20 protein-coding genes are annotated in these 22,590 nt (G+C 63.4%); 8 read left to right on the top strand and 12 right to left on the bottom strand.

What is annotated here, in order from left to right; translation table 11 throughout:
* Nucleotides 1-7: 7 nt before the first annotated feature.
* Nucleotides 8-628, bottom strand: coding sequence for an energy transducer TonB (locus B3397_RS07070; protein ID WP_296248547.1), 621 nt, complete (start codon nt 626-628; stop codon nt 8-10).
* A 95-nt stretch (nt 629-723) separates the two neighbouring features.
* Here B3397_RS07070 and B3397_RS07065 point away from each other — a divergent pair, with 95 nt between their 5' ends.
* Nucleotides 724-1,506, top strand: a complete 783-nt coding sequence (locus tag B3397_RS07065) for a class I SAM-dependent methyltransferase (RefSeq protein ID WP_296248546.1) — start codon at nt 724-726, stop codon at nt 1,504-1,506.
* Nucleotides 1,507-1,554: 48 nt separating this feature from the next.
* Here the strand turns inward: B3397_RS07065 and B3397_RS07060 are convergent, their stop codons facing one another.
* Nucleotides 1,555-2,181: a TetR/AcrR family transcriptional regulator gene (locus tag B3397_RS07060; RefSeq protein ID WP_296248544.1), complete on the bottom strand. Its 627-nt coding sequence runs from the start codon at nt 2,179-2,181 to the stop codon at nt 1,555-1,557.
* A gap of 201 nt (nt 2,182-2,382) precedes the next feature.
* Between B3397_RS07060 and B3397_RS07055 the strand changes: the two genes are divergently transcribed.
* The 3 genes from B3397_RS07055 to B3397_RS07045 all read left to right on the top strand — a co-directional run bounded on the left by B3397_RS07055 (nt 2,383) and on the right by B3397_RS07045 (nt 8,823).
* The gene (locus B3397_RS07055; RefSeq protein WP_296248542.1) at nt 2,383-4,572 is read left to right on the top strand and encodes a TonB-dependent receptor; all 2,190 of its coding nucleotides are present in this window, start codon (nt 2,383-2,385) and stop codon (nt 4,570-4,572) included.
* A gap of 106 nt (nt 4,573-4,678) precedes the next feature.
* Entirely contained in the window at nt 4,679-5,767 is a 1,089-nt protein-coding gene (locus B3397_RS07050; protein ID WP_296248540.1) for an efflux RND transporter periplasmic adaptor subunit, read from the top strand.
* A gap of 2 nt (nt 5,768-5,769) precedes the next feature.
* Nucleotides 5,770-8,823 carry an efflux RND transporter permease subunit gene (locus tag B3397_RS07045; protein WP_296248538.1) on the top strand — a complete coding sequence of 1,018 codons (3,054 nt, stop codon included), beginning with the start codon at nt 5,770-5,772 and terminating at the stop codon, nt 8,821-8,823.
* A gap of 111 nt (nt 8,824-8,934) precedes the next feature.
* Here B3397_RS07045 and B3397_RS07040 read toward each other — a convergent pair whose 3' ends face one another.
* The 6 genes from B3397_RS07040 to B3397_RS07015 all read right to left on the bottom strand — a co-directional run bounded on the left by B3397_RS07040 (nt 8,935) and on the right by B3397_RS07015 (nt 15,163).
* Nucleotides 8,935-9,336, bottom strand: a complete 402-nt coding sequence (locus tag B3397_RS07040; RefSeq protein ID WP_296248535.1) for a YbaY family lipoprotein — start codon at nt 9,334-9,336, stop codon at nt 8,935-8,937.
* 61 nt (nt 9,337-9,397) lie between these two features.
* Nucleotides 9,398-11,881, bottom strand: coding sequence for a glycerol-3-phosphate 1-O-acyltransferase PlsB (gene plsB, locus B3397_RS07035; protein ID WP_296248533.1), 2,484 nt, complete (start codon nt 11,879-11,881; stop codon nt 9,398-9,400).
* Between the two features lie 114 nt (nt 11,882-11,995).
* Nucleotides 11,996-12,373, bottom strand: a complete 378-nt coding sequence (locus tag B3397_RS07030; protein ID WP_296248531.1) for a hypothetical protein — start codon at nt 12,371-12,373, stop codon at nt 11,996-11,998.
* Between the two features lie 13 nt (nt 12,374-12,386).
* The gene (locus tag B3397_RS07025; RefSeq protein ID WP_296248529.1) at nt 12,387-13,199 is read right to left on the bottom strand and encodes a putative RNA methyltransferase; all 813 of its coding nucleotides are present in this window, start codon (nt 13,197-13,199) and stop codon (nt 12,387-12,389) included.
* Nucleotides 13,199-14,350: a succinyl-diaminopimelate desuccinylase gene (gene dapE / locus B3397_RS07020; RefSeq protein ID WP_296248527.1), complete on the bottom strand. Its 1,152-nt coding sequence runs from the start codon at nt 14,348-14,350 to the stop codon at nt 13,199-13,201. The genes B3397_RS07025 and dapE overlap by 1 nt, the downstream gene beginning before the upstream one ends.
* Before the next feature lie 132 nt (nt 14,351-14,482).
* The gene (locus tag B3397_RS07015; RefSeq protein WP_296248525.1) at nt 14,483-15,163 is read right to left on the bottom strand and encodes a spermidine synthase; all 681 of its coding nucleotides are present in this window, start codon (nt 15,161-15,163) and stop codon (nt 14,483-14,485) included.
* Between the two features lie 84 nt (nt 15,164-15,247).
* Here B3397_RS07015 and B3397_RS07010 point away from each other — a divergent pair, with 84 nt between their 5' ends.
* Entirely contained in the window at nt 15,248-15,526 is a 279-nt protein-coding gene (locus tag B3397_RS07010; RefSeq protein WP_296248524.1) for a hypothetical protein, read from the top strand.
* Nucleotides 15,527-15,569: 43 nt separating this feature from the next.
* Here B3397_RS07010 and B3397_RS07005 read toward each other — a convergent pair whose 3' ends face one another.
* The gene (locus B3397_RS07005) at nt 15,570-16,043 is read right to left on the bottom strand and encodes a cyclic nucleotide-binding domain-containing protein (protein ID WP_296248523.1); all 474 of its coding nucleotides are present in this window, start codon (nt 16,041-16,043) and stop codon (nt 15,570-15,572) included.
* A gap of 61 nt (nt 16,044-16,104) precedes the next feature.
* Nucleotides 16,105-18,144: a S9 family peptidase gene (locus B3397_RS07000; RefSeq protein WP_296248521.1), complete on the bottom strand. Its 2,040-nt coding sequence runs from the start codon at nt 18,142-18,144 to the stop codon at nt 16,105-16,107.
* Here B3397_RS07000 and B3397_RS06995 point away from each other — a divergent pair.
* The 3 genes from B3397_RS06995 to B3397_RS06985 are packed head-to-tail and all read left to right on the top strand — an operon-like array spanning nt 18,143 to nt 20,149.
* On the top strand, nt 18,143-18,742 hold the full coding sequence (locus tag B3397_RS06995; protein WP_414704355.1) for an MFS transporter: 600 nt from the start codon (nt 18,143-18,145) through the stop codon (nt 18,740-18,742). The two genes, B3397_RS07000 and B3397_RS06995, sit on opposite strands and share 2 nt — an antisense overlap.
* Nucleotides 18,743-18,771: 29 nt before the next feature.
* Complete coding sequence (locus tag B3397_RS06990) at nt 18,772-19,554, top strand: class II glutamine amidotransferase (RefSeq protein WP_296248517.1); 783 nt, start codon at nt 18,772-18,774, stop codon at nt 19,552-19,554.
* A gap of 55 nt (nt 19,555-19,609) precedes the next feature.
* On the top strand, nt 19,610-20,149 hold the full coding sequence (locus tag B3397_RS06985; protein ID WP_296248515.1) for a DUF2937 family protein: 540 nt from the start codon (nt 19,610-19,612) through the stop codon (nt 20,147-20,149).
* 174 nt (nt 20,150-20,323) lie between these two features.
* Here the strand turns inward: B3397_RS06985 and B3397_RS06980 are convergent, their stop codons facing one another.
* Entirely contained in the window at nt 20,324-21,502 is a 1,179-nt protein-coding gene (locus B3397_RS06980; RefSeq protein ID WP_296248514.1) for a vWA domain-containing protein, read from the bottom strand.
* Nucleotides 21,503-21,532: 30 nt separating this feature from the next.
* Nucleotides 21,533-22,378 carry an AAA family ATPase gene (locus B3397_RS06975; RefSeq protein WP_296248513.1) on the bottom strand — a complete coding sequence of 282 codons (846 nt, stop codon included), beginning with the start codon at nt 22,376-22,378 and terminating at the stop codon, nt 21,533-21,535.
* Nucleotides 22,379-22,590 lie beyond the last annotated feature (212 nt).

Raw genomic sequence — 22,590 nt, 5'->3', positions numbered from 1 at the left:
TCCCCACTCAAGCCGCCAGGCGAACGTTGTGCAGCACCACCGGGCGGGTCCAGCTGGTGTCGACCTGCAGTTGATGCTGTTGCTCGGCCATCGCGTGGTCAGGATAGGGCAGATAGGGGTCGGCCAGGTCCCATTCGAACTCGGCGATTGGCAGGTGCAAGGCACGAGGGATGGGGCCCGCACCCGGTTCAGCAGGCGCAGTGCCGAAGCTCATCACCACCGGACGCACCCAGTGGCTGTCGAACTCGAGGTGTTGTTGTTGAGCGGCCAATTCGTCGGCGGGGAAAGGCTCGGCTGCCTTGTCCAGCAGATCCAGCTCGAATTCGGCCTTGGGCAGAAACAACGGCTGCGCTGGCTTGACCTCGGTTTGCTGCACATCACACAAACGCTGCATCATGATCTGCGCCAGCATTTCACTGCCAGCGATCGGCTCCGCCGAAGCATCGAGCGAGGTGGGCGCCGGGTTATCCTGCACGGCAGTCGACGACTCAGCGAACTGATCGGCCAGCGCCTGAGTGAAAAAGTCATGCCACAACGCGCTCGCACCGCCCAGGGTCTGGACGTTGTGCTGGCTGAAGTCACCTACGGGTGACAAATAACCTAGCGATGTGGAATTGATGTAGGACATGGCACTCGGGACGCTTGGGCTCTGGCAAAATACCTGACAAGGTTCTTATCGGCCGCTGGCGCCGATCTTTTAGCTTATCGACACGGGATTTTTCAGTGGAGCAGCAAGTGGGTTGTCGCATCCAGGTGCAGGCGCAGAATGACGCCTGTGAAGCCTGGGCCGAGCAGTGGGCGCAACGTCTGGGGTTGCCCCGGCACCTCGCCGATGCTGAATTTGCCTTGCAGGCCACCGATGCCGGGCTGCAGCTGCAGCAATTGGGCGCGGACGCGCCAGGTGCGGTACGCGTCGACTTCGTCGAAGGCGCAGTGGCGCACCGGCGGTTGTACGGCGGTGGCAGCGGGCAGATGATCGCCAAGGCCGTGGGGGTGCAGCCCGGTGTTCGCCCCCGGGTCCTGGATGCTACTGCGGGCCTGGGCAAGGATGGCTTCGTACTGGCCAGCCTGGGCTGTGAGATGAGTCTGGTCGAGCGTCAGCCGATCATCGCTGCATTGCTTGAAGATGGCCTGGCACGGGCGCGGGGCGATGCCGAAGTGGGCGCCATCGTGGCGCGCATGCACCTGCTCGAGGGCAACTCGATCCAGGTAATGAGCGAATGGCCGGGCGACCCGCCCCAGGTCATCTATCTGGACCCCATGTTTCCCCATCGCGAGAAGAGCGCGCTGGTGAAAAAGGAGATGCGCCTGTTCCGGCCACTGGTGGGTGACGATGTGGATGCCCCGGCATTGCTGGCAGCAGCGCTGGCGTTGGCCACTCACCGCGTGGTGGTGAAGCGCCCGCGCAAGGCACCGTGCATCGACGGCCCCAAGCCGAGCCATGCGCTGGAGGGGAAATCCAGTCGCTACGATATCTATCCGAAGAAGGCCCTCAAGCCGACCTGATGCCTATCCAGGGCAGAGCCCGCGACAGGCGCCATTGGCGAATGAAGCCTAGGGTCGGTACGCCCGCTCGAACATCCCTACCACTTCCTCCACATGGGCTTTGGCGGCGTCCGCCGCCAACGGCCCGGCGCATCCCAAAAGCAAGCGGAAATTCGGTGCGCCCTTGACCAGGCAGAAAAAATGCTCGGCGGCCTTCGCTGGATGCTCGATGCGCAACGTGCCGCCATCGTCGATCCTTCGCAGCAGGCCTTCCATTTCTCCCAGAATGCGCTGTGGGCCGGCTTCGTAGAAGATCTGGCTGAGGTGTGGATCCTGCGTGCCCAGGGCGATGATCAGGCGGTGCAGCTTCACCGATTCCTCACAGCTGATCAGGGCCTGAAAGCCCAGGCCGATATCCATCAATACCTTGCGCACCGAGCTTCCTGCTCGCAGTTCGAACAGTAATTCCGGTAGTTGCGCCTGACAGGTGGCGATCACGGCCGCGCTGAACAGGGTCTCCTTGTCGCTGAAGTGGCTGTAGACCGTGAGTTTGGACACGCCGGCGGCGCTGGCCACGGTATCCATGCTGGTACTGGCGAAGCCGTTGTCCAGGAACAGCACGCGCGCGGCATCGAGGATGGCCTGGCGCTTGGTCAGGTCCTTGGGGCGGCCAGGGCCGGTGGCAGTGTTCGGCATGGGGGCTCGGCGTTGAGAACTCAGACGTTCATGGTAAAGGAATTCGCCGCTGCCCGGTGGAGGTAACGGACGGGCTTCATGTAGGCCTCTTGACCGCGTCCTGCACCCTGATCTGTAGGATCGGTCTTGATTTTTTTCAGCGCGGTTTTACGGCTTTTTCCTCAAATAGAATCAAGTCTCATTTGTAGTGAGGCTGTGTACATGTATCGTTTTACAGGAGTTCGCACGTTGCCGGGTCGCTCGGCATTGGGCCTGACATTGATGGGCTGTGCGGCAGTGGCCACAGCGCAGGGAGAGTCGGGGGCCATTGCGCTCGAGCGGATCGGCATTGATGCCAAGCCCGCCCCCGAAGGCTATCGAACCGAGCAGTCGGCGTCGGCCAAATATGCCGTGCCGTTGCTGGAAGTTCCACAGACGGTCACCGTGGTACCGCAGCAGGTGATGCGTGAGCAGAACGCCCTGAGCCTGCGTCGCGTGCTGTCCAACGTGTCCGGTATCTCGTTCAATGCCGGGGAGGGCGGTGGTGGCTCCGGCGACAGCATCAACATCCGCGGCTTCAGGGCCAACGCCAACCTGCAGATCGACGGTCTGCGCGACACCGCTCAAACCAGCCGCACGGACCTGTTCAACCTGGAGAGTGTCGAGGTCATCAAGGGCCCCAACTCGGTGTTCGGCGGCGCTGGGACCACGGGCGGCTCGGTCAACATGATCACCAAGCTGCCTCAGGCCGAGGCGTTCACCGAGCTGGGCGCTGGCATCGGCACCGACCGCTACCGGCGCTTGACCCTGGACACCAACCAGCCCCTGCAAGCTCTGGGCGACGGCACGCTGTTCAGGCTCAACCTCATGGTCCACGAAAACCATGTGCCAGGTCGCGACCAGATTCAGCAGCAGCGCTGGGGGCTGGCGCCCTCGCTGATGTTCGGCCATGGCAGCGATACCCGTCTGACCCTCAGCTACTTTCACCAGAGCGACGACAATCTGCCTGACTATGGCCTGCCGGCCCGGGATGGCAAACGTCTGGCGGGCGTGAAGACCCGTAACTACTACGGCTGGCGCAACCTGGATCAGGAGCGGGCCGACACCGACAGTCTGACCGTGAAGTTCGAACACGATTTCAACGACGACTGGACCGTACAGAACCTGTCACGTATCGGCCAGGTGGACCGGGACGCCACCATCTCTGCTTCCCACGTCAACCTGGCCATCGTCGACAAGTTTCACGGGCGCTACCAGCCGGCCGGCCCGCAAGCCTATCGCCGCGACGTGCAAACCCGCCTGGCAATGAACCAGACCAGCCTGACCGGTCACTTCGACGCGTTGGGGGTGGGGCATACCCTGGTCATGGGAGCGGAGTTATCCCGCGAAACGTATGACCGCAAGGCGTCGGGTCACGACTTGAAATACCCGTCCAATGGCTATGATCTGGCCAACCCTCCGGGCTACTGGAGTGGCGAGAAGGCCAGGTCGCCGGTGAACCACACCCACAACAGCATGCAGGACCAGGCACTGTACGCGCTCGACACGCTGGCGTTGAACGACGAATGGGACCTTAGCCTGGGGCTGCGCTACGACCACATGACAGCCCGTGCCAACAACCGCAACGCCGGCAAGGACCGGGTCAAGGCCAGCTCTACCGATGGCGTGTTCAGCCAGCGTGCGGGGCTGGTCTACAAGCCGGCCGACAACGGTCGCTTCTATGTGGCCTATGGCACCTCGTTCAATCCCTCGGCAGAGAACCTGTTGACCTATGGCGGCGGCCTCAGCGCCAGCACCGTCAGCCTGGCGCCGGAACGCGGCAAGACCTGGGAGCTGGGTACCAAGTGGCTGCTGCTCGATGACCGCCTGCAACTGGAGGGCGCGCTGTTTCGCGTGGTCAAGGACCACGTGCGCGAGCGCCTGAGTGACGGTACCTCGCTGCTGGCCGGCAAGCAGCAGGTGCAGGGCTTCGAGTTGGCCGCCACTGGCGCGTTGACCGACCGCTGGCACGTATTTGCCAATTACACCCTGCAGAGCAGTGAAACCCTGAAGTCGACATCCTTGCCCAAGCGCGTGGGCCAGGCCTTGAGCAACACGCCGCCACGTTCGTTCAACCTGTGGACTGCCTACGAGCTGCCGGGCGATATCACCCTGGCCTATGGGGTACGCCATGTGGGCAAGCGCAATGTCACCTCGCAGGACCAGGCCAAGGTGGACGCCTACTGGGTGCATGACGCCATGCTGGGTTACAAGGCCACCGCCAATCTGGATCTGCAGCTGAACCTGAGCAATCTGGCCAATACCCGTTATGTGGAGCGGGTAAGGACGGTAGCGGGTACCGATACCCGGTCATCGGCGGTGGAGTATGGGGATGGCCGGGCGGCCGTGTTGAGTACGGTCTATCGGTTCTGACCACATCCGAAGGAGCATCCCGCCCACTTCCCGACACCCCGGGCGCTGATTTACTATACTGGCGAGTATAAATATTCCAACCCTCGCCCGTATAAGGTCACCCGCCATGTCGCGCCTTGTCCCGCTGCTGTGTCTGACACTGTTGCTCACTGCTTGCGGCCACGACGAGGCGCCACCGGTTACCGTCCGGCCGGCGCTGGTGGTGCAGCCACAAGCGGTGGCGCAGGCAGCCGACAGCTACGCCGGGGAGATTCGGGCTCGCTACGAGCCTAGTCTGGCGTTTCGTGTGGCGGGCAAGGTGGTCAAGCGGTTGGTCGAGGAGGGTGATCGAGTCAAGCTCGATCAGCCGCTGGCCGAGCTCGATCCACAGGACGTACGCCTGCAACTGGAGGCCGCCCGTGCTCAGGTGGCGGCCGCCGAAGCCAATCTGACGCTGGTGCGCGCCGAGCGCGATCGCTATCGCACCCTGCTCGACAGAGGCATGGTCAGTCACTCCCTGTTCGATAACGCCGACAGTCAGCTGCGCGCTGGCCAGGCGCGCCTGCGTCAGATCCAGGCTGAGTTCTCGGTGGCCAACAACCAGGCGGGCTACGCCATATTGCGCGCGTCTCAAGCCGGTGTCATCGCCCGTCGCCAGGTGGAAGTGGGGCAGGTGGTTGCCGCTGGGCAAACGGTCTTCACCCTGGCCGCCGATGGCGAGCGCGAAGTCGCCATCAGCCTGCCGGAACAGAACTTCGGCCGCTTCAAGGTCGGCCAGCCGGTCTCCGTCGAACTATGGTCGCAGCCACAGAGCCGCTTGAGTGGCCATATCCGCGAGCTTTCACCTTCGGCCGATCCACGCTCGCGCACCTATGCCGCGCGGGTAGCCTTCGCCCAAGGTTCAGAATCGGCGCAGTTGGGACAAAGTGCGCGGGTGTTCATCGAGGCGGCCCAGGCGTCGCCCCTCTCGGTGCCGCTGGCGGCACTCAGCGCCGAGCAGGGCGTGAGTTTCGTCTGGCGGGTCAAACCAGACCACTCGCTGGAAAAAGCCGTGATCCGCACCGGCTCGTTTACCGAAAACAGCGTGCCCGTGCTCGAAGGCTTGCGCCCCGACGACTGGATCGTGGCGGCGGGGGTGCATGTGCTGCACGAGGGCCAGACGGTTCGCCCGGTGGGGCGCGACAACCGCACCGTCGACGTGACCGGGAAGCAATGACCATGGGCTTCAATCTGTCTGCCTGGGCGTTGCGCAACCGCCAGATCGTGCTGTTCCTGATGCTGCTGCTGGCCATGGTCGGTGCGCTTTCCTACAGCAAATTGGGCCAGAGCGAGGACCCGCCGTTCACCTTCAAGGCCATGGTCATCCAGACCCAGTGGCCCGGGGCAACCGCCGAAGAGGTGGCGCGCCAAGTCACCGAGCGGATCGAAAAGAAGCTGATGGAAACGGGCGAGTACGAGAAGATCATCTCGTTCTCCCGGGCAGGCGAGTCGCAAGTGACGTTCATGGCCCTGGACTCCCTCCATTCGGCCGATATCCCCGAGCTCTGGTACCAGGTCCGCAAGAAGATCGGCGACATCCGCCATACCCTGCCGCCCGGTGTGCAGGGGCCGTTTTTCAATGACGAGTTCGGTACCACCTTCGGCAATATCTATGCGTTGAGCGGTGAGGGCTTCGACTACGCCATCCTCAAGGACTATGCCGACCGCATCCAGATCCAGCTGCAGCGCGTCAAGGACGTGGGCAAGGTGGAACTGCTGGGCCTGCAGGACGAGAAGATCTGGATCGAGCTGTCCAACCTCAAGCTGGCCACCCTCGGGCTGCCAATGGCTGCCGTGCAGCAGGCCCTGGAGGAGCAGAATGCGGTTACCCATTCCAGCTTTTTCGAAACCCCCAGCGAACGCGTGCACTTGAGGGTGAGCGGTCGTTTCGAGTCGGTGGAGCAGATTCGCCAGTTCCCGGTACGGGTGGGCGAGCGCACCTTCCGTATTCAGGACCTGGCCGAGGTGCGGCGTGGCTTCAACGACCCTGCCGCGCCGCGCATGCGCTTCATGGGCCAGGATGCCATCGGCCTGGCGGTGGCAATGAAGCCCGGCGGTAACATCCTGGCCCTGGGCCAGGCGCTGGAGGGCGAGTTCGCCCGCCTGCAGCGCAATCTTCCGGCAGGCATGGAATTGCGCAAGGTGTCGGACCAGCCGGCAGCGGTGAAGGCAGGCGTCGGCGAGTTCGTGCGGGTGTTGGCCGAGGCCCTGATCATCGTGCTGCTGGTGAGCTTTTTCTCCCTGGGGCTGCGCACCGGTCTGGTGGTGGCGTTGGCGATTCCGCTGGTACTGGCGATGACCTTCGCCACCATGCACTACCTGGGCATCGGCCTGCACAAGATCTCCCTCGGCGCACTGGTGCTGGCGCTGGGCCTGTTGGTGGACGACGCGATCATTGCGGTGGAGATGATGGCCATCAAGATGGAGCAGGGTTACGACCGACTCAAGGCCGCCAGCTATGCCTGGACCAGCACGGCGTTCCCCATGCTGACCGGCACCCTGATCACCGCCGCTGGCTTTCTGCCTATTGCCATGGCCCAGTCCAGCACGGGTGAGTACACCCGTTCGATCTTCCAGGTGGTGACGATTGCCTTGCTGGCGTCCTGGATCGCGGCGGTGTTGTTCGTGCCGTACCTCGGCGAGCGGCTGTTGCCGGATCTCGCCAAGCGGCATGCCGCCCGGCAGCACAGCACCGATCCTTACGATACCGCGTTCTATCGCAAGGTCCGGCGGGTGCTGGAGTGGTGCGTGCGTCGGCGCAAGACGGTGATCGTGCTGACCCTGGCGGCATTCGTCGGCTCGATTCTGTTGTTCCGCTTCGTGCCCCAGCAGTTCTTTCCGGCTTCCAACCGGCCTGAACTGATGGTCGACCTGAAGCTGGCAGAAGGGGCCTCGCTGGCCAGTACCACCGAGCAGGTAAAACGGCTGGAAGCGCTGCTCAAGGACCGACCGGGCATCGACAACTATGTGGCTTACGTAGGCACCGGTTCACCGCGGTTCTACCTGCCGCTGGACCAACAACTGCCGGCCACCAGCTTTGCCCAGTTCGTGGTCCAGGCCAAGACCCTGGAAGACCGCGAGCAATTGCGGGTGTGGCTGATCGAAACGCTGGACGAGCAGTTCGCCAGCTTGCGCGGGCGCGTGACTCGCCTGGAGAACGGCCCGCCCGTGGGCTACCCATTGCAGTTTCGCGTAACCGGGGAGCACATCGATGAGGTGCGCGCGCTGGCGCGCCAGGTCGCCGCCAAGGTGCGTGAGAACCCGCATGTGGTCAACGTGCACCTGGATTGGGAGGAGCCGAGCAAGGCCGTGTTCCTCAATGTCGACCAGGACCGCGCCCGGGCCTTGGGGGTCAGCACCCGCAGCCTGTCGCAGTTTCTCCAGGGCGCGCTGACCGGCGCCAGCGTCAGTCAGTACCGCGAGGACAACGAACTGATTGAGATGCTGGTGCGCGGAACGCCTCAAGAGCGTACCGAATTGTCCCGTCTGGGGAGCCTGGCAGTGCCCACCGACAACGGCGCCAGTGTACCGCTGTCCCAGGTGGCGACCCTGGAGTATGGCTTCGAGGAGGGCGTGATCTGGCACCGTAATCGTTTGCCCACCGTCACCGTGCGCGGTGATATCTACGATCAGCAGCAGCCGGCGACACTGGTAGGGCAGATCATGCCGACCCTGGCAGACATTCGCGCTCACTTGCCCGAGGGCTATCTGCTGGAAGTGGGGGGCACGGTGGAAGATGCTGCCCGCGGGCAGAACTCGGTGAACGCCGGCGTGCCGTTTTTCATCGTGGTGGTGTTGACGCTGCTGATGGTTCAGCTGCGCAGTTTTTCACGCAGCATCATGGTGTTTCTGACGGCGCCATTGGGCCTGATTGGTGTGGTGATGTTCTTGCTGATATTCCGCCAGCCGTTCGGCTTCGTCGCCATGCTGGGCACCATCGCGCTGTCAGGCATGATCATGCGTAACTCGGTGATTCTGGTGGACCAGATCGAGCAGGACATCGCCAGTGGATTGAGCGCCTGGGAAGCGATAATCGAAGCCACCGTACGGCGCTTTCGTCCCATCGTGCTGACCGCGCTGGCAGCCGTGCTGGCAATGATTCCGCTATCGCGCAGTGCCTTCTTCGGCCCGATGGCGGTGGCGATCATGGGAGGATTGGTAGTGGCGACGGTGCTGACCTTGATGTTCCTGCCGGCGTTGTACGCGGCGTGGTTCCGAGTACGCAAGGCGTGACCGGTTGCTGTGCGGTACCGGGGCGGGGCCTTCGCGGCTTGACGCCGCTCCGGCCCCCTCCTGTAGTCGCGGCGTCAAGTCGCGAAGGGGCTCGCTACCTGCACCGCTGAATCAGCGCGACGCCGCATCCATGCGAATGCGCAGCGGTTGCTGATCCTTGCCATCCAGGTTCACAGCGTGCTGCTCGGTGCTGATGAACAGCAGATTGCCCTCGGCTTCCACCCGCGCGCTGACAGCGTAGCGATGGCCAGGCTTGACCTGGGCAGGGTCGTACTCGAGCTTGAACGGCAGAGGCACTTGACCGGTGATCGGCCCGCTCTGCCTGGCCAGGGCGACTGCTGGCGCATCGGCCAGGGATACGTCCTGCAGGCTCACGGTCAGCACCGCAGACGGCGGCAAGGCGATGCGTTGCAGATAGAAGGCCTCGCCTTCCAGGCTGGCCTTGGAAGGCGCTTGCACGGAACTGCAAGCGCCGATCAGGGCGCTCAGAAGGATCAGCGATAGACGTTTCATAATGTCTCCATGTTGCATAGGCAAGTAATGAACAACAGCATAGGTCAGACTGCCGCAGGCCTCACAGCCCGTCGGCGGCATCCTCGCTGCGGTGTAGCGCGACCTGGCGAATCGACAAGCGAATCTCCGCCGGCAGCACGCGCTTGGCAGCGCCTTCGGCCAGCTCGTCGAGCATCGGGTGATGGCTCAACTTGCCGGCCGCGTCTCGGCGCAGCACGCCCTGATCGAGCAGGGTCTGGATGAAATGGCGGAACAGACTCTTGTCGAAGAACTCCGGGGCGTTCAAACCATGCAGGATCGATAGCCGCTGGGCCATGATCGTACACAGGTCTTCCAGTTCTTCGGCGCTGAGCTGGTTCTGGCCGGCGTGCAGCAGCAATGCCGTGGCCATGTAGAAACGCTGCAGGGTTTGGGCGATGGCTCGCGACAGCAAGGTCAGCAACACGAAGTGTCGGGAGCTGGGTGCCGGGCGCAGGTACACCTCGTTCTCCAGGCGCAGCAGACCCTGCTCGACGAACGCCTGCAGCCATTGGTCGACCACAGCGTCCAGGTCTTGCTGTTCCCAGCGAATGAACAACTCCGCCTGCAGGTAAGGGTAGAGCGCATGGGTGTAGCGCAGGATCTGCTCACGGGTCATGCGCGAGGCGCTCTGGAAGAAGCTGGCCAGCAACCCCGGCAGGGCGAAGATGTGCAGCACGTTGTTGCGGTAGTAGGTCATCAGCACCGCGTGCTGTTCGTTCAGATAGAGAATCTTGCCCAGCGCATCGCTCTGCTCGGACAGTAACTGCATGCTCTGGACATGCTCGATGAGCGCTCGGCCATCACCATCGGGCAGCGTGGTATGAGGCGAGTAGGGCACCTTGCGCAACAGGTTCAGGTACAGGTCCAGTACCCGCGCCAGGGCGCGCTCGTCCAGGGCCAGCTTGCTGGTGGACAGCAGGGCCAGGGCCACCAGGTTGACCGGGTTGATCGCGGCCGCTTCGTTCATGTGCCGCGCCACACGCACGCCCAGGCGGTGCGTCGTTTCACTCAGCCACGCGGGCTTGTACTCGGGCGCCAGTTGCTGCTCGCGCCAACCTGGCTGCTGCTGGTCGAGAAAGGCCTGCAGCTTGATCGGTTCGCCGAAGTTCACTGCAACCTGTCCGAACTTCTGCTTGAGGGCGCCCACCACCTTGAACACATCGAAGATGGACTCCTTCTTCTTCACGGCGCCGCGCAGTTCACCCAGATACGTGCGACCTTCCAGCACGCGCTCGTAGCCGATATACACCGGCACGAAAACGATGGGGGTGCGTGACGAGCGCAGGTAGCTGCGCAGGGTGATGGCCAGCATGCCGGTCTTGGGTTGCAGCATGCGCCCGGTGCGCGAGCGGCCGCCTTCGACGAAGTACTCCACCGGAAAGCCCTTGGTGAACAAGGTGTGCAGGTATTCGTTGAACACCGCGGTGTACAGCGGATTGCCCTTGAAGGTGCGGCGCATGAAGAACGCCCCACCACGACGCAGCAGGCCGCCGATCACCGGCATGTTGAGGTTGATGCCAGCAGCCACATGCGGTGGCGTCAGGCCGTTCTTGAACAGCAGGTAGGACAGCAGCAGGTAGTCGATGTGGCTGCGATGGCAGGGCACGTAGATGATCTCGTTGCCTTGGGCCACGTCCTTGACGCCGTCGATGTTGTTGACCTTGATGCCGTCGTAGATCTTGTTCCAGAACCAGCTGAGCACCACCTCCAGGAAACGGATGGCGGTGTAGGTATAGTCGGAGGCGATTTCGTTGCCGTAGCGCAGGGCTTGCGCTTCGGCCTTCTGCAGCGGAATTTTTTCACGCTCGGCTTCGTCGGCGATGGCCTGGCGTACCATGGGATCGCGCACCAGCCCCTTGACCAGGTTGCGCCGATGGGAAATGTCCGGGCCGATGACCGCCGCCTTGAGGTTGCGAAAGTGTACTCGCAGAATCCGCTGGGTCATGCGCACGGTGCGCTCGTGGCCCTTGTTCTGCTGTACCAGCTCGCCCAGGTGGATGGGTTCGGAGAACTGCACGCGGGTCTTGCGCCCCAGGATCAGGATGCTCACCAGCTTGCGCAACCGGCCGGTGACGGCCCAGCTGTCGGCGAACAGCAGTTTCCACGGGCTGGACTCACTGGCCGGGGATTGGCCCCAGAACACACTGACAGGAATGATCTGAGCGTCTTCGCCGGCATTCTGGCTCAACGCCGTAACTAGCCGGGCCAGGGTCGGCGGCGCGCCGCGCTTGTCCTGGCGGCCCAGCCAGTCGGCCTCAGGGGTGAGATAGAAGAACGCCGATGGCTCCATCAAGTCGCCCACGGACACCGGCAGCACCGGTCGTGGCAGCCCGGCCTTGGTGCATTCGGCGTCGACCACCGCCAGATCGGCCATCGAGGGTGACTGCAGTACGTAGAACACCGGACGACTGCGGTCCAGATTCAGGGTGAACGAAGATTGATTGATGGTTTCCGAGCGCACCCAGAGATACAGCAGACGGCGCAGGGTGCCGAACACGAGACGGTGCAGAGGTGAGCGGGTCATAGGCCTGGGCTTGGAGAAAAACGACACTTTACCGGGTTTTATCGGGGGCGGGGGTGGAGGATGGTGAGCGGGTATTGCGGCGCCTCCACCCCGGATCTCACCCCGCTGAACCTATCAACTGGTGCGCCAGGTGATCTCCTCTTCGCCATCTTCACTTACACGAATCCAGCGATCGGCGCTTTCTTCGCCTTCTTCTTCCACCCAGCTTCCCGGCGCGCAGCGCACTTCCACCTGCAGCGCCCTGAACGCTGCACGAGCGCACGCGACGTCGTCATCCCAGGGCGTGGCGTCACTTTCCAGGTACAGGCTGTTCCACTTGCCCACAGCCTTGGGCAGCCAGGTGACGGGCACGTTGCCGGCGGTGCACTTCCACGTCTGGCCTTTTTGCTGCCAGGCGCTGCACGGCCCCAAGGCCTCGCTCAGCCAGGCGGCAATGGCCTTGTGATCGACGTCGGCATCTTTGAGGTAAATCTCGATATCAGGTTGGCGCATGAAATAGGCTCGCTCAGTCTTGCCGCACAAAGTAATCGTATCGCATGGACACTGTGACCACGAACGGCCGAGGCTGCTCGATGACCGCTGCCCGACGTTCGGCGCTGGCCCGCCAGCCGTGTGGCGTCATCGCCAGCAGGTTGGCGCGGGACTGGGCATCGATCAGCTTGAGCTTGAAGGTCAAGGTCTCATTGTGGGCGTGCCGCATGCCTTCAGGGACCTGCAGCAGGTGCTTGTCGTCGACGTACTCGCGCACCTCGTCGTACAGCTGCTCGCGCAGCTCCATCAAATGACCCGTTGTCGGGCCCACCCGCATCAAGCCGCCGCCCGGAGCCAGCAGGCGTTTCGCTTCATCCCAATCCAGTGGGCTGAACACGCTGGCCAAAAACTGGCAACTGGCGTCGGCCAGTGGCACGCGGGCCATGCTCGCCACCAGCCAGTGCACGGATGGCGCTCGCTTGCAGGCGCGCTTGACCGCTTCCCGGGAGATATCCAGGGCGTAGCCGTCGGAACGGGGCAGGGCCTGGGCGATCTGGGCGGTGTAGTAACCCTCGCCGCAACCGATGTCCAACCAGCGCTGCGGCCAACGTTCGGCGGCCAGTTCGGCCAGGCGTTGGGCAACCGGCGCGTAGTGGCCTTCGTTGAGAAAGTCTCGGCGGGCTTCCACCATCGCCTGGTTGTCGCCTGGGTCACGGCTGTTCTTGTGCTGCACCGGCAGCAGATTCAGGTAACCCTGGCGTGCACGGTCGAAGCGATGACCGCTGGGGCAGACCATCCCGTTTTCGGCGTTGGCCAGCATGGCAGTACAGATCGGGCAGGTCAGCATCAGGCGAGCAACTTCACGAGGGTCTGGTAGTAGATCTCGGTCAGCACGTCCAGATCGCTGGCCAGGATACGTTCGTTGACCTGGTGAATGGTCGCGTTGACCGGGCCCAGTTCGACCACCTGAGTGCCCAGGGTGGCGATGAAACGCCCATCGGAAGTGCCGCCGCTGGTGGAAGCCTGGGTGTCGCGGCCGGTGACGTCCTTGATGCTGGCGGCCACCGCATCCAGCAGTGCGCCGGGTTCGGTGAGAAAGGGCAGGCCCGACAAGGCCCACTCGACGTGCCAGTCCAGGTCATGTTTGTCGAGGATGGCGGCCACACGCTGCTGCAGGCCCTCGACGGTAGACTCGGTGGAAAAGCGGAAGTTGAACACCGCCGTCAGCTCCCCCGGGATCACGTTGGTGGCGCCGGTGCCGCTGTTCAGGTTGGACACCTGGAAGCTGGTGGGCGGGAAGAAGGCATTGCCGTCGTCCCAGTGCTCGGCGGCCAGTTCGGCCAGGGCCGGGGCGGCCAGATGGATCGGGTTGCGCGCCAGGTGCGGATAGGCCACGTGGCCCTGCACCCCGCGGACGGTGAGGGTCGCCCCGAGCGAGCCGCGGCGGCCATTCTTGACCACGTCGCCTACCAGGGTGGTGCTCGACGGTTCGCCGACGATGCACCAGTCCAGGCGCTCCTTGCGTGCGGCCAGGCGCTCGACCACAGCCTTGGTGCCGTGGTGTGCCGGACCTTCTTCGTCGCTGGTAATCAGGAATGCAACGGAGCCCTTGTGCGCCGGGTGATCGGCGACGAAACGCTCGGCAGCCACCAGCATGGCGGCCAGGCTGCCTTTCATGTCGGCGGCGCCGCGGCCGTGCAGCATGCCTTGCTCGTCGATGACCGCCTCGAACGGTGCAATCTGCCAGGCCTGGGTCGGCCCGGTTGGCACGACGTCGGTATGACCCGCGAAGCACAGTACGGGGCCTTCCCCAGTACCGTGGGTGGCCCAGAAGTTGTCGACATCTTCGATACGCATAGGCTCGAGCGTGAACCCGGCCTGGCCCAGGCGCTGCATCATCAGCTTCTGGCAGTCGGCGTCGATCGGTGTGACCGAGGGGCGGCGGATCAGGTCGCAGGCGAGCTGCAGCGTGGGCGAAAGGTCGGCGACGGCCGTCATGGGAACTCCAGAAACAGGGGCGGGCAAAGGGGCGATAGCTTAAAGCAAAAAGCCTCACGCCGCTTTCCCTGTGCTGAGCACTGACGGCAGCCGTAGGCCAGGTAGTGAGTCCCTTGCCGGCGGGCGCGCTTGTCAGAGCTTTTGTGCAATCCAGATGGTGTGGCGCGTGCCTTTGTTGCCGTGGGCGAACACCTGCACCTCCTCAGCCTTGAAGCCGGCCTTGCGCAGCTTGTCGCTGAACTGCCGGTCGGCGCTGGCCGACCATACCGCCAGCACGCCTTTGTTGCGCAGAGCCCTGGCGCAGGCGCTCAGGCCACCGGCCGAGTACAGCCAGCTGTTGGCCTTCTGGGTCAGGCCCTCGGGGCCGTTGTCGACATCCAGCATGATGGCGTCGAAGCCCGCCGGCTCGGCTTGCAGGACCTTGGCCACATCCTCCAGGCGGATGACGGTGCGGGGGTCCTGCAGCGGGTTGCCGGCTTTTTCGCCTAACGGCCCGCGGTTCCATTCCACCACGCCGGGCACCAGTTCGGCGACCACCACTTCAGCGCTCTTGCCCAGGTGCTTGAGTGCCGAAGCCAGGGTGAAACCCATGCCCAGGCCGCCGATCAGCACACGCGAGTCAGGCCGCCCCGCCACCTTGCGACAGGGAATCTCGGCCAGCGCGTCCTCGGACCCATGCATGCGGGTGTTCATGAGTTGACCGCCGTCGCCGCCCTGGATCTTGATGACGAAGTCTTCGCCGTACTCGAACAGGCACAGGGCACCGCCGTTGTCCGGGATGGGCGTGGTGTCGAGCAATACAAAACGTTTCATCGAAGAATCTCGGAGGGGGACAAAGGTGTCCGCATGGTAGTAGCCTGATGAATCAGAACAAGCAGTCTGGCGTTGGAGTGTGCAATGAAGTCACGCAGTGTATCGGTGTTTGCTGTTGTTGCCCTGTGTTCTGGCGCTGTCCTGGCGTCCGATCTGCCGCCCGGCTCGCCGGGTACACCCACCCCTACACCTTATCCTCAGGTGACAGTGCCGGCGTCGCCACGGGGTGAAGGCATGAACGGTTCACCGCCGTTGTTGCCGCCCATTCAGGTGCCGTTGCCGCCCAAGGCCGAGCCGTTGCCGCAGCTGGAACGGCAGGATACGCCGCCGACGCCGGTGAAGCCGAAGTCACCGGGAGGGTAGGGCACCATTCACCACCGCCCTTGAACCCTGGCCATCACAATCCTCACACCTGCTGCGCCAGCAATTGCCCGTCCACCATCCGCAAGCGCTTGGACATGGCCACCGCCAGCGCGCGGATGATCCGGGCGGCCATTTTCGGCGCCTCGTTGAGCATCTTGTCCAGGGAGTCCTTGCCCAGGCTCAGCAGTTCGCAATGGCTGGCCGCGACGCAGGTTGCCGAGCGTCGCTCGCCGTCGAGCACCGCCATCTCGCCGAAGGCACGGCCCTTGCGCAAACTGGCGATCTCGATCTGGATGCCTTCGGCATTGTTCTTGCGCACCGAGACGGAGCCGGTGCGGATGATGCACATGAAGGTGCCGGCATCGCCTTCGTGGAAAATCACCTCGTCCTGATTCATCACCACGATGGAGAAATAGCCTGCCACGGCCATCAGGTCCGAAGGGTGCATCTGGTTGAACAGGCCGCAATCGAGCAGCATGTCGCGGATCTCGGTGTTCAGGTGGGTCGGGTTTGACATGGCTCTGGGTCTTTGGTGGTGATGGACAACACGAACGTAAGGGCACCGTTCACCGCGGATATCAAGCCAGCCCCAACGTCTTCAGGACAAAGCCATACTCCAACGCCACATCCCTGAGCCCCTGATAACGCCCGCTCATGCCACCATGCCCCGCACCCAGTTCGGTCTTGAGCAATAGCAGGTTGTCATCCGTCTTGCGTTCGCGCAGGCGGGCTACCCATTTGGCGGCTTCCCAGTACTGCACGCGGCTGTCGTTGTATCCGGCGATCACCAGGATGTTGGGATAGGCCTGGGCGCTGACGTTTTCATAGGGCGCGTAGGCCTTGATTCGCTCGTACACGTCGGGTTCTTGGGGGTTGCCCCATTCATCGTACTCAGTGACGGTCAGCGGCAGATCGGGGTCGAGCATCGTATTGAGCACATCCACGAACGGTACTTCGGCGATGGCCGCCTGAAACAGTTCGGGCCGTTGATTGAGCACGGCGCCAATCAATAGGCCACCGGCGCTGCCGCCGCTGATCACCAGACGGCGAGCATCGGTCAGCCCCTGGGCGATCAGGTGTTCGGCGCAGGCGATGAAGTCACTGAAGGTATTGCCCTTGTGCTCTTGCTTGCCAGCCCGATACCAGGCCTCGCCCAGCTCGCCGCCGCCGCGTACATGGGCGATGGCAAAGGCAATGCCGCGCTCCAGCAGGCTCAGGCGCGCATGGGAGAACCAAGGGTCCAGGCTTTCGCCGTAGGCACCGTAGCCGTATAGATAAAGCGGTGTCGCCTGGCCCACGAATTCCTTTTTGACCACCAGGCTGATAGGCACCTGAGTGCCATCTGCCGCCGTGGCCCAGAGACGCTGGCTGACATAGGCATCGGCATCGAAGGGGCCCAACACCGGGGTTTCCTTGAGCACCTGTTGTTGGCCGTCGGCCAGGCTCAACTGGCGCACCTGGCCGGGCCGATTGAGTGCCTCGTAACGCAGGCGGATCTTGTCGCTGGGGAACTCGAGGCTGTCGGAGATATACAGGCTGTAGGCGGCATCCGGCAGTTGCACGGGGTAGGGCGCACCACCGTTGGGGTGCACCTCGATGATCGGCAGGCCGCCCTCGCGCAGGCTCAAGGTATAGGCACCGGCATTGAGCGTCACGCCTTCGAGCATCACGTTGTCGCGATGGCCGATCAGCCGTTGCCACTGGTTGCGTCCGGGGACCAGATCGCCATCGGCCGCGGTGTATAGCGCGAAGTTGATACCGTCCTGGTTGCTGCGGATGAACCAGCACCACTGGCCCTCGAGCTGGCCGTGGTCGGGGTAGTACTCGTGGTGCTCCACCCGCGGCGCCAGGCAGGTGAAGGCCTGCTCCGGGGTGTCGGCGTCCAGGGCCCAGGCTTCGCTGGTGGTCTTGCTGTTGAGCAATACAATGAGCTGGCGTTCGGAGCTGGAACGGTAGCAGTGCAGGAAGAAACGGCCGTCGCTTTCCTCGAACACCAGCTCGGCCTGGGCGCTGCCCAGGGTGTGGCGGTAGAGCTTGTGCGGGCGGTGGGTGTCGTCCAGCTCGCCGAAGAACAACGTCTGGCTGTCGTTGGCCCAGGTCATGCTGCCGTCGCAGTCCTCGAACGGCAACTGCACCACGTCGCCGCTGTTCAGCTCCTTGACGAACAGGCGGTAGGTTTCTTCGCCGCTGGTGTCCAGGCTGTAGGCCAGGCGCTGGTGGTCGGGGCTGATGTTGAACGCGCCCAGGGACAGGAAACCGCCGGCGGCCAGGACGTTGGGGTCGAGCAGCAGCTGTTCGGCGCTCTCATCCACGGTGGCGGAGTCATCGGCCGGGCGCGGGCACCGGTAGTGGCGCGGGTATTCATCCCCGGCCGTGGTGCGGGTGTAGTAGAGCCAGGGGCCCCAGGGCGAAGCCAGAGACAGATCGGTCTCGCGAATTCGGCCCTTTATTTCTTCGAACAGCTGCTCGCGCAAGGGCGCCTGGTCGGCCAGTTGTGCTTGTTGATAGGTATTTTCGGCCTTGAGATGGTCCAGCACCTGCGTGCTGTCGCGTTCCTGCAGCCAGGCGTACGGGTCGTCGCCCGGGGCGCGGTGGGCGATGGGGGCAGTGATCGACATGGGCATAGGCAGCTCTCTGGGACGTGGCCGGGCAGGCAGGGTGGCGAACAGGGGCGCCTGCCGGGCGAAAAGCCGTTATCATAAGCGCCTATTCGCCTGCCATGCCACGGACACCATGACCGAGAACGACTATTTCCTCGCCTGGGGCATCTACGCCTTTGCCGCCTTGGGTTGCATCCTGGTGTGGTTTCGCATTACCCGCTGGATGTGGCGCTACCTGCGCGAGCCGCTGCGCCTGTTGGGCGCGGTGCTGTTGCTGACGCCCACCGTGGTCGATCCGGCCAAGGACCTGCTCGCGCCCGCCGTGGCCATCAGTGCGCTGGAACTGGTGTTCAAGATGGGCGGCAGTGCCTGGGGCGCCATCTCGGACCTGGCCATGGCGGCCGTCATTGCCCTGGGCCTGTACGTGGTGTTCGCCCTGGTGCGCCTGCCGTTTTTGCGCAAGGCCAAGGCCCGGCGCCAGGCGCAGGCCCAGGCGGCAGCTGCGGCGCAAGCCGACACCGATGAAGCGCCGCTGCAGCCTCGCCCCGACGAACGTGAACAACGCCGTCCACCGACGCCGCCACGCGATAACCTGCGGGTCGAACCCCGCATCTGATTCCACGCCCGCCGCATCGAGTACTGTGCATGTGTGAACTTCTGGGCATGAGCGCGAACGTGCCGACCGACATCGTTTTCAGTTTCACCGGCCTGATGCAGCGCGGTGGTCGTACCGGTCCGCATCGCGACGGTTGGGGCATCGCCTTCTATGAAGGCCGTGGCCTGCGCCTGTTTCAGGACCCTGCGGCCAGCAGCGAGTCGGAGGTGGCGCAGTTGGTGCAGCGCTATCCGATCAAGAGCGAAGTGGTGATCGGCCACATTCGCCAGGCCAACGTGGGCAAGGTCTGCCTGGCCAACACCCATCCTTTCGTGCGCGAGCTGTGGGGTCGCAACTGGTGCTTTGCCCATAACGGCCAGCTTGCCGACTTCCAGCCTCGCGCCGACCTCTACCGGCCAGTGGGCGATACCGACAGCGAAGCCGCCTTCTGCGACCTGCTGAGTCGGGTACGCGAGGCGTTCCCGGAGCCGGTGGATTTCGAGCGTTTGCTGCCGACCCTGGTCCAGGCGTGTGGCGAGTACCGTGCCAAGGGCGTGTTCAACTGCCTGCTCAGCGACGGCGACTGGCTGTTTTGTTTCTGCACTACCAAGCTGGCGCACATTACCCGCCGGGCACCTTTCGGCCCGGCGCGGCTCAAAGATGTGGACGTGATCGTGGACTTCCAGGCCGAAACCACGCCGGACGATGTGGTCACCGTGGTGGCGACCGAGCCGTTGACCGAGAACGAGACCTGGGACCGCTATGAGCCCGGTGACTGGGGGCTGTGGCGTCAGGGGGAGTGTGTGGCCAAGGGGCATACGCAGGTCGCCTAGACCGCCGTCGCCGGTTGCCATTCCGCCACTGCACTGTTTGATCGAGAGGAACGCCATGCTGCGCAGCTACCTACGACTTGTCCTGTTCGCCATCGGCTTGCTGGTGGGCGTGCAGGTGCCCGGCGTGATCACCGACTATACCCAGCGCGTCGAAGCGCACCGCGTCGAAGCTCAGCAGAATCTTCGTGGCTTCAGTGAAACGGCTCAGCGGTTCTTCAATGGCGACTTGCAGGCACTGGTGGCGCACTATCGCGCCAGCGAAGACCCGGTGTTCCGCAGCGATGCCCAAAGTATCGGCGGGTTGTTGGCACGCAATCAGATGCTGGAACGGGAATGGCAGGCGCTTCAAGGTCCGTGGTATGCCCGGGCGTGGCACGTTTTTGCCGAGGCCGATCCGCAGTTGCGCCAGGAAACCTTGAATGGCTACAGCTATCAGGTGTTGCTGGCACCCGAGGCGATTGCCTGGGGGGTCGCCTGCGCGTTGGTGCTGGCTTGGGTGGTGGAGTGTGTAATTCTGTTCATTGGCTGGACGCTGTGGTTTGGGCGGCGCAGGGCCAAGCCGGTGGCTGAGCCGTTGGTAAGGCGGGAACGGTAGAGTGGTGGGTTGGCGGGGGGATCGGTGGTGAATGGTCCCCTCACCCCAGCCCTCTCCCTGGGGGAGAGGGAGTTTTACGGCGGCGTTGCGGATATTGATGATCTGCTTTTGGCTCCCTCTCCCTCAGGGAGAGGGCTGGGGTGAGGGGACCATTCACCACCGACCCCCCGTCAGTCACTTAGCCAAATACCGCATCCCTTCCTCCAACCCGCGCAACGTCAGCGGATACATCTGATCCTCCAGCAACTCACGCACGATATGCGTCGACGCCGTGTACCCCCAGGTGTCTTTCGGGTACGGGTTGATCCAGATCACCTTCTTGTACGTTTGCATGAACCGCTTCATCCACACATACCCGGCCTCTTCGTTCCAGTGCTCGACACTGCCCCCAGGATGGGTGATCTCGTAGGGTGCCATGGCGGCGTCACCGATGAAGATCACCTTGTAGTCCGGTCCGTACTTGTGCAGCAGGTCCAGGGTGGCGGTGCGTTCGGAGGACCGGCGCAGGTTATTCTTCCAGACCGACTCATACACGAAGTTATGGAAGTAGAAATACTCCAGGTGCTTGAACTCGGTCTTGCAGGCCGAGAACAACTCTTCGCAGATTTTTACGTGAGCGTCCATCGAGCCGCCGATGTCGAACAACAGCAGCAGTTTGACGCTGTTGCGTCGCTCCGGACGCATCTGGATGTTGAGCAGGCCGGCATCGCGAGCGGTGTGGTCGATGGTGCCATCGATGTCCAACTCCTCCGCTGCACCCTGGCGGGCAAACTTGCGCAGGCGGCGCAGCGCCACCTTGATATTGCGCGTGCCCAGTTCCACGCCGTCATCCAGATTCTTGTACTCGCGCTGATCCCAGACCTTCACCGCCTTGCCCTGGCGCTCGCCAGCATCGCCCACCCGGATACCTTCGGGGTTGAAGCCGCCTGAGCCGAACGGGCTGGTGCCGCCGGTACCGATCCACTTGCTGCCACCGGCGTGGCGACCTTTCTGTTCTTCCAATCGCTGCTTGAAGGCTTCGATCAGCTTGTCCAACCCGCCCAGGGACTGGATCTGCGCACGCTCCTCGGCGGTGAGCGAGCGCTCGAATTCCTTGCGCAGCCATTCTTCAGGGATCAGCGCCTCCAGGTGCTGGTCGAGGTTCTGCAGGCCGTTGAAATAGGCCGAGAAGGCGCGGTCGAATTTGTCGAAGTGGCGTTCGTCCTTGACCAGGATCGCTCGGGACAGGTAGTAGAACTCGTCCATGTCGGCGAAGGTCACCCGCTGTTGCAGGGCATTGATCAGGTCCAGCAGTTCACGCACCGAGACCGGCACCTTGGCCGCGCGCATTTCATTGAAGAGGTTGAGCAGCATGGCTGTCGCCCTTGAAGTCGGGTGAAGGAATCAGCGATTGCCGCGCCGGCTCATGAACGCCAGACGTTCCAGCAACTGCACGTCCTGCTCGTTCTTGACCAGGGCGCCGGCCAGCGGCGGAATGGCCTTGGTCGGATCGCGCTCGCGCAGCACGGCCTCGCCGATGTTGTCGGCCATCAACAGCTTGAGCCAGTCCACCAGTTCCGAGGTCGAGGGCTTCTTCTTCAGGCCCGGCACCTTGCGCACATCGAAGAACACGTCGAGGGCTTCGGCCACCAGCTCCTTCTTGATGTTGGGATAGTGCACATCGACGATCTGCTGGAGCGTGTTGCGGTCCGGGAAGGCAATGTAGTGAAAGAAGCAACGGCGCAGGAACGCATCCGGCAGCTCCTTTTCGTTGTTGGACGTGATGATGATGATCGGGCGCTGCCGGGCCTTGATGGTTTCGTCGATTTCGTAGACATAGAACTCCATCTTGTCGAGCTCCTGCAGCAAGTCGTTGGGGAACTCGATGTCGGCCTTGTCGATTTCGTCAATCAGCAGAATCACCCGCTCCTCCGCCTCGAAGGCTTCCCACAACTTGCCCTTCTTCAGGTAATTGCGCACGTCGTGCACTTTGTCCACACCCAGCTGAGAATCGCGCAGTCGGCTCACGGCGTCGTATTCGTACAGGCCTTGATGGGCCTTGGTGGTGGATTTGATATGCCAGGTAATCAGGCGTGCGCCGAAGGATTGGGCCAGTTGTTCGGCCAGCATGGTCTTGCCGGTGCCCGGCTCACCCTTGACCAGCAACGGCCGTTGCAGGGTGATTGCCGCATTGACCGCAAGCTTGAGGTCGTCGGTGGCGACGTATGCGGGGGTGCCTTCGAACTTCATGTGCCTGTCCTCGGTGAAGATGTGTAGTGGGCGACTATAGCCTGTGGGCAGTTGGGGGTGGAATTGGGGGTGGGGCTGGTTACCGGGGTGTGTCAGTTCTGGCCTCTTCGCAGCTTTACGCCGCTCCTACAGAGGGGTGTCAGGTCTGGCGCCTTCGCGGCTTTACGCCGCTCCTACAAGGGGGGGGGGCGGGGCTGGCGCCTTCGCGGCTT

The organism is Pseudomonas sp. UBA4194 (assembly GCF_002379585.1).
In the GTDB taxonomy this organism is placed as follows: Bacteria; Pseudomonadota; Gammaproteobacteria; order Pseudomonadales; family Pseudomonadaceae; genus Aquipseudomonas.
This window is presented reverse-complemented; position numbering and strand designations above follow the sequence as displayed.